Consider the following 6000-nt stretch of genomic DNA (forward strand, 5'->3'; position numbering starts at 1 on the left):
ACCACAAATAAGTCCTTTTGCAGCAATGATAGTCCGTCGAGTTGATGCAAGTATATGTGGATCGCTGTACTAGTGCTTCTTTTCAGCTGGGGATACGTTGCGGGTTCAGCCAACTGTATATACCCATGGGCTGAACAGCGGCTTTGGGGAAGACCGGTTTCCGCATCAAAGCGCTGACCTTGATTCTTCTTGTAGTATAAAATCTTATGGCACCACTTTTACCCAAAACGTCATTGGCCGGGCATGTTGGCAAAATGGCGGCATCCGGTACTGAAACAATCGGGCAATTGTCTGCGGAGAGTTTGGAAATTACCGCCGAGTATCGGCAGGCCCGATCAAGGCTTTGGAATGTTTCGATCGGCGCTCTGTATCTCTACTTGAGTGGGATACTCACCGGAATTTCGGATGATATCTCCGAAGCGCTGCTAATATATGTTGCCTGCTTTTCAGCCTTTGTAGTCCTTATATTCATACATACTCGCCTGCGACCGGGGGTTATACCCGCACGACGATTGATCGCCATGCTCGGAGATTTTTGTTCGCTCACCTTCGTCATGCTGGTGGGCAAAACACTGGGCCTGCCTCTATATGTTTTCATCGTCTGGGTCACATTGGGTAACGGTATGCGCTTTGGTCAGCGCTATCTTGTAATTGCATCGGTTATGGCACAGCTGTCGTTGATCACGCTCTTCCTGCTCAGCGACTATTGGCGGCAACAGCCTTATCTGCTGGGCACTTTTTCGATGGTGGCGCTGGTTTTGCCTGCTTATGCCTACGTGCTTCTGGGTCAGACCGCGCAGGCACGCGACGAGGCACTTGTCGCCATGCAAGCCAAAAGCCGTTTTCTGGCCCATGCCAGCCACGATTTGCGCCAGCCTATTCATTCGATCGGCTATTATCTCAGCCTGCTACGAACCGCCCGCAGCGCTGCAGATCGCGAAAAACTGATCGAACGGATCGAGCGGGCACTGGGATCGGTGTCACGGCTGTTCAAATCGCTGCTTGATATTGCACGGCTCGACAGCGGAACCATCGAGGTTAACAGTGAAGTCGTTGCGCTGCATCCATTGCTGTCCGATCTGGTCCAACAAAATGAGCAAAGTGCACAATGGCATGACGTCAATGTAAGATATGTTCGCACAACTATTTCCGTTTCAGCCGATCCCGCACTTCTGTCCACCATGGTCCAGAATTTGCTGTCGAACGCGATCAAATATGCGCGGGGGAGCGGCGTTGTACTCGGCGTACGCCGCAAGGGTGGAGTGGTGGCGATAGAGGTGCATGACGCAGGCATCGGCATCGATGCGGCCCATATACCCCATATCTTCGACGAATTTTACCGTGCCCATGTCGAAGGAGACCGCGATTCCGAGGGGGTCGGTTTAGGCCTCGCCATCGTCAACAGGTTGGCTCAATTATCAGGATTCACATTATCGATACGGTCACGACGCGGCATAGGCACCACAGCAGGCATTTACGACATTCCTGTCAATTACGAGAAGCGGACACCCAAACAGGCTGCAATGCACGATGCGGCAAAGCCATTGGCGGGGTATCGCGTTATCCTGATTGAGGACAATCCGGATGTTCTTGACGCTACTTGCGCGCTGCTTGAGCAATGGGGGTGCGCTGTCCAGCCTCACCCTACCATCCCGGCTCATTTCGAGCCAGCAGACCTGATCATTGCTGATTATGATTTGGGAGATCGGACCTTGGGAACATCCGCCATACTTGTGATCCGGGAGAAACTGGGGTCGATCTTGCCTGCAATCCTGATGACGGGCCACGCTGAGGCCATAGCCAATCAGCAAAATTTCGATGAAGGGATCCAGATACTTGCCAAGCCTGTACAGCCGGCGATGTTGCGATCGATACTATCGACATTTCGCGCAGCCAGTCACAACCGGTCCCTGTAAGTCGTGGCAAAACAGGTCTTGGTATTGCATCGTGCACAGGCCGAAGGTCAGCAATGCCGGGGCAGCTATCGCCCTCTCCATCACACCAGGTTTATTAACTGGACGCCTGAAGATGGCCGCCTTGTCTCGTGGAACGCATCCATGCTTATTGGCAACATATGTCCAGGAATGATGAAGTAATATGGCTCCCCAGCATAAAAGAATTATTGAGCTTCCCGGTGTTTTCGACGAGCATTGGGCAGAATATGATCAGGCGCGAATTCGCTTATGGATGATAGCGGCGTCCGCCCTTTATATTATCCTTCGCTGGATCGCTGGTGGATCAACAATTCCTGGTCCCGCAGACAGTTATATCTTGATTTTACCGCTACCTGAAGGCGCGGCAAAACATCTGCTCCTGCTATGTCTTGGTTATGCAGCATTAGGCATCGCGTTGCTCGCCATCATTCAGAAATTTCCCGGCAGCTTCACCTTGCGCCGACTCTTCACCCTGATCTGCGATTTCGGAGCCTTAACCTATCTACTGTTGGTCGGCGAAGGCCCAATGATGATATTCCTCGCAATGATCCTGTGGGTCGCGGTCGGGAACGGTATGCGGTTTGGCCGCTGGAATCTGATATTTGCACCAATATTGGCACTGTTATCATTGTTCAGTTTGTTTGCGATGAGCCCGTTCTGGCAAAGCCGTTTCGATGTGCTTCTCACCTTCGCCATTTGTTTTCTGATATTGTCCGCCTATTCGATAGTGGTGTTGCGGCAGATATCGCAAGCACGTGAGACCGCATTGGAGGCGATGCAATCAAAGAGCCGGTTTCTAGCCCAAGCGAGCCATGATTTGCGCCAACCCATCCATTCGATCGGCTATTATCTCGACATTTTGCGGGCAACAAAAGAGAGCGCCGATCGGAATCAATTGCTTGATCGTATCGAAAAAGCGCTTGGTTCTGTTTCAAGACTGTTCAAGTCGTTGCTGGACATCTCCCGGATCGACAGCAGAGCAATCGAAGTCCGCATCGAAACCATCGAGTTACAATCGCTGCTGGCAGATATCGTGCAACAAAATGAACAGCTTGCTATAGGGAATAACGTCGATCTTCGCTGCATGCCGACGAGTCTGAAAGTACGTGCCGATCCGACATTGCTGGCGATGATGATACAAAATCTGTTGTCAAACGCGATCAAATACGCACCTGGCGCGAGAGTATTGATAGGAGCGCGCAGGCAGGGAAAGCGGGTCGCAGTCGAAGTGTACGATCAGGGCATCGGCATCAAGGTCGAGCATCTCCCTTTCATATTTGACGAATTTTACCGGGCACATGAAGCTGGTGATCGCGATGCCGAAGGTGTTGGCCTTGGACTGGCAATAGTCAATAGATTGGCAGACCTCTGTGGTTTCAATCTTACGGTGAAATCAGAAAGAGGCCGGGGAACTGTCGCACGCATTTCCGATATCCAGATGAGTTTTGAGAAAGTTGTTCGCACACCTTTGGTCAGCAATGAGCCTTTGCGTCTGCAGAGCAATTTCCGCGTTATTCTGGTAGAAGACGATCTTGATGTTTTGGACGCAACAGCAGCTATGCTGAGGCATTGGGGATGCGACGTTCAGGCCTATGCTGAACCACCAGTCAGTTTTCAGGCAGCCGACGTCATTATTGCCGACTTTGATTTGGGCAACAGGCGATTGGGAACAGAAGCAATTCGCGTTATCCGCGAGGGCCTTGGGTCGACTGTGCCGGCAATCCTGTTGACGGGACACGCTGAGGCCATCGCCAATCAGCAAAATTTCGATGAAGGGATCCAGATACTTGCCAAGCCTGTGCAACCGGCAATGTTGCGATCGATACTTTCGACATTTCGCGCCGCCGGTCGTAACAAGATATGATCATTGTCGGCTATGTGTGCCGCGATTCTGCGTCAAGCATTGCGCGGAGATAGGCGGCGAAGCGGGAAAGCTGCTCCACACCGCCATCAACATGCGCATCGCTGATGCGCAGGCTATCCAAGGCACCGGACGTAGTGATATAATCAATAAGCAGGACATGCCGCATACGGGCACCGACTTTAAACCCCAGCCTGTTTGACCAGGAAATTCCGGCCTGTAGATCGTCCCAGAATCCCGGGCGGATCCGATCGCCACGGTCGAGCGTGACCAAATGAATGCTGCTGACCGCTATTGTCTGCGGAGCCGAGAGAAAACTGCTGTGAATCCTCAGCTCCCGGTTTTGCACCTGCAGAGCCGGGGAAGGCGTTAACAGGCGCCACAAGTCCATCCCACCTTCCCAAAATGCCAGGGCAAGGCACGCAATCAGCAATATTATGCTGAACCAGCCACCGGTCAGCTGGTCCAAGCCGTGACGCTCGGGTGGTTGTGACGCCCGCACAGCTTCCAAATAGGCAAGATGATCTTCAAATGTCATGCTATCGGTCGGCGACGGAGGTGGAGGCAGTGGAGGCGGGGGCGGAGCAAAAACGTCATGGCCCGCCAGCAGCCATATGACGACCGCGCACACTGTCGCCATCAGAGTTACTCTAGTGAAGCTGCCCTTCTTCGAAAAGCAGAGCGCTGCCGGATTCATATCAACTTCCTACCGATCCGTTTGCCGGTTAATTTCCACAAAAGACCGGAACCTTCAAAACACGGCTTTGTCGCCATGAACCGTGGCTGGAGTATAGTCTGTGATTTGTACCGGTGCACTGGGTCAATTCGGCAAATGCCCATCATTGCCGGGCGTAGTAAGCCTCAATCGACAATCCAAATCCGGGGGTTTGCAATGGCAACCGAAGTAAAAGCGGCATTTCGCAAGGAAATGGGGCTGGCTAAATCGGCGATACGCAACGGAGCACTGGCCGATGCGAAGTTTCACCTGGAGCGCGCCCACATTTTGGGTCAGCGCTGGTATGCTGCCCATGTGATAAGTCATTATCATATGCTGCGTGTTGCAATGATAGAATCGGATTGGCGAGAAGCGCGAGGGCAGATCATCCGGCTTATTGGCGCAGGTCCATTCCACCTTGTTGGTTGGCTGCCTGTCGGCAATACTGGAGGGGCCGATGTATCGCCAACTTTGCCAATGCCAATTCCCCCGGATCTTCGTCCCTATTTTGAAGGCTATTCGTTGCGGAACGGATTTCTGATCCGTGGTTTAGTTTTTGCTCCGATAGCTCTCGTCTCTATCCTGTTTTACGGCCTTCAATGATCGAGTTAGTTACAGCACTTGCAGGTTGCGGCGGCACTACCTGACCCGGACGGGATAGCTGCAGCTGGTGTAGTATACCTTACAGTTGGAAGTCAGCTCCGCGCATCCGGCCAATGCAATTTCTTCAGCCCTGCTCACCGTCGCTGCGCGCGCAGCGTAACTATACCCATCACCCCAAACGATAGTCCCGCATTGATTGTAGAACACGATTTCCACGTCGCAATCAAAACCGCCCTGGGATTGGCATTGACGGAGTGCATCCACTTCAGCTTCGTGCTTACTTATTGCAGCTTCACTGATACCGACGACCGTTCCGACTTTAGACTTTCCTGTTACAATGGCTCCCCATCTGCTCTGCCAGATACTTTCGTCTTGAGGAACGGGGACTTCAGCCCCTTCAGCATCCTGCCCATAGTCGGGGATCGCCATACAGTCGTTTATAGTCTCGACAGGAATCTTCCAAGGCTCATACCCCGCCGGACACCCATTTTCTGCTTGCCCAGCGCTGACATTCAGAAACAAAAGTGCAGTAACAACCGCGAAGGCGCCTCGCATTTTACGCAACGAGTTATGCATATTGCAATTCAGCTTGGTTGTTGCAGATAACTACAAATGAGCCGTTTCGGTGCGAAAAAACAGAGTTTCGATGTACCGGTATACCCTCCCTCAGGGAGGGCCGTTCTTGAAAGCGGCGCGATCTGGTAGAACGAGCAGGTCTAAACTGCTAATCCTCTGCTTATTGTCATAGCGAGCGTGGCAGATCGCAGTCTTCGGTCTTACAATATGAGGCTATTACAAATCAGACTCGACAGGAACCCAAGGGATGACCGAGAGTTCAGGGCCGGACGTGAAGTTCCGTCTGTCTGGTGCGGTCAAGAAGACTCGAA

At 52.4% G+C, this 6000-nt stretch carries 5 protein-coding genes; 3 read left to right on the top strand and 2 right to left on the bottom strand.

Annotation, left to right across the window (positions count from 1 at the left end; all coding sequences use genetic code 11):
- Nucleotides 1-521: 521 nt before the first annotated feature.
- Together PKC81_RS08000 and PKC81_RS08005 are read left to right on the top strand one after the other, a co-directional pair.
- Nucleotides 522-1916 carry a hybrid sensor histidine kinase/response regulator gene (locus PKC81_RS08000; protein ID WP_324334867.1) on the top strand — a complete coding sequence of 465 codons (1395 nt, stop codon included), beginning with the start codon at nt 522-524 and terminating at the stop codon, nt 1914-1916.
- Between the two features lie 181 nt (nt 1917-2097).
- Nucleotides 2098-3798 carry a hybrid sensor histidine kinase/response regulator gene (locus PKC81_RS08005; RefSeq protein ID WP_324334869.1) on the top strand — a complete coding sequence of 567 codons (1701 nt, stop codon included), beginning with the start codon at nt 2098-2100 and terminating at the stop codon, nt 3796-3798.
- A gap of 10 nt (nt 3799-3808) precedes the next feature.
- Here the strand turns inward: PKC81_RS08005 and PKC81_RS08010 are convergent, their stop codons facing one another.
- Nucleotides 3809-4435: a hypothetical protein gene (locus PKC81_RS08010; RefSeq protein WP_324334871.1), complete on the bottom strand. Its 627-nt coding sequence runs from the start codon at nt 4433-4435 to the stop codon at nt 3809-3811.
- A 192-nt stretch (nt 4436-4627) separates the two neighbouring features.
- On the opposite strand from PKC81_RS08010, the gene PKC81_RS08015 reads away from it, so the two are divergent.
- Nucleotides 4628-5113 carry a DUF3703 domain-containing protein gene (locus tag PKC81_RS08015; RefSeq protein WP_324334873.1) on the top strand — a complete coding sequence of 162 codons (486 nt, stop codon included), beginning with the start codon at nt 4628-4630 and terminating at the stop codon, nt 5111-5113.
- Nucleotides 5114-5149: 36 nt separating this feature from the next.
- Here the strand turns inward: PKC81_RS08015 and PKC81_RS08020 are convergent, their stop codons facing one another.
- Nucleotides 5150-5689, bottom strand: coding sequence for a DUF4189 domain-containing protein (locus PKC81_RS08020; RefSeq protein WP_324334875.1), 540 nt, complete (start codon nt 5687-5689; stop codon nt 5150-5152).
- Nucleotides 5690-6000: the final 311 nt, after the last annotated feature.

This window comes from Sphingorhabdus sp. (genome assembly GCF_035329025.1).
Lineage (GTDB): Bacteria > Pseudomonadota > Alphaproteobacteria > Sphingomonadales > Sphingomonadaceae > Sphingorhabdus_B.

Bases quoted from the DNA above. Each gene is read 5' to 3' on its own strand.
- PKC81_RS08000 (WP_324334867.1), top strand. From the start codon at position 522: ATGCTCGGAGATTTTTGTTCGCTCACCTTCGTCATGCTGGTGGGCAAA.
- PKC81_RS08005 (WP_324334869.1), top strand. From the start codon at position 2,098: ATGGCTCCCCAGCATAAAAGAATTATTGAGCTTCCCGGTGTTTTCGAC.
- PKC81_RS08010 (WP_324334871.1), bottom strand. From the start codon at position 4,435: ATGGCGACAGTGTGCGCGGTCGTCATATGGCTGCTGGCGGGCCATGAC.
- PKC81_RS08015 (WP_324334873.1), top strand. From the start codon at position 4,628: ATGCCCATCATTGCCGGGCGTAGTAAGCCTCAATCGACAATCCAAATC.
- PKC81_RS08020 (WP_324334875.1), bottom strand. From the start codon at position 5,689: ATGCATAACTCGTTGCGTAAAATGCGAGGCGCCTTCGCGGTTGTTACT.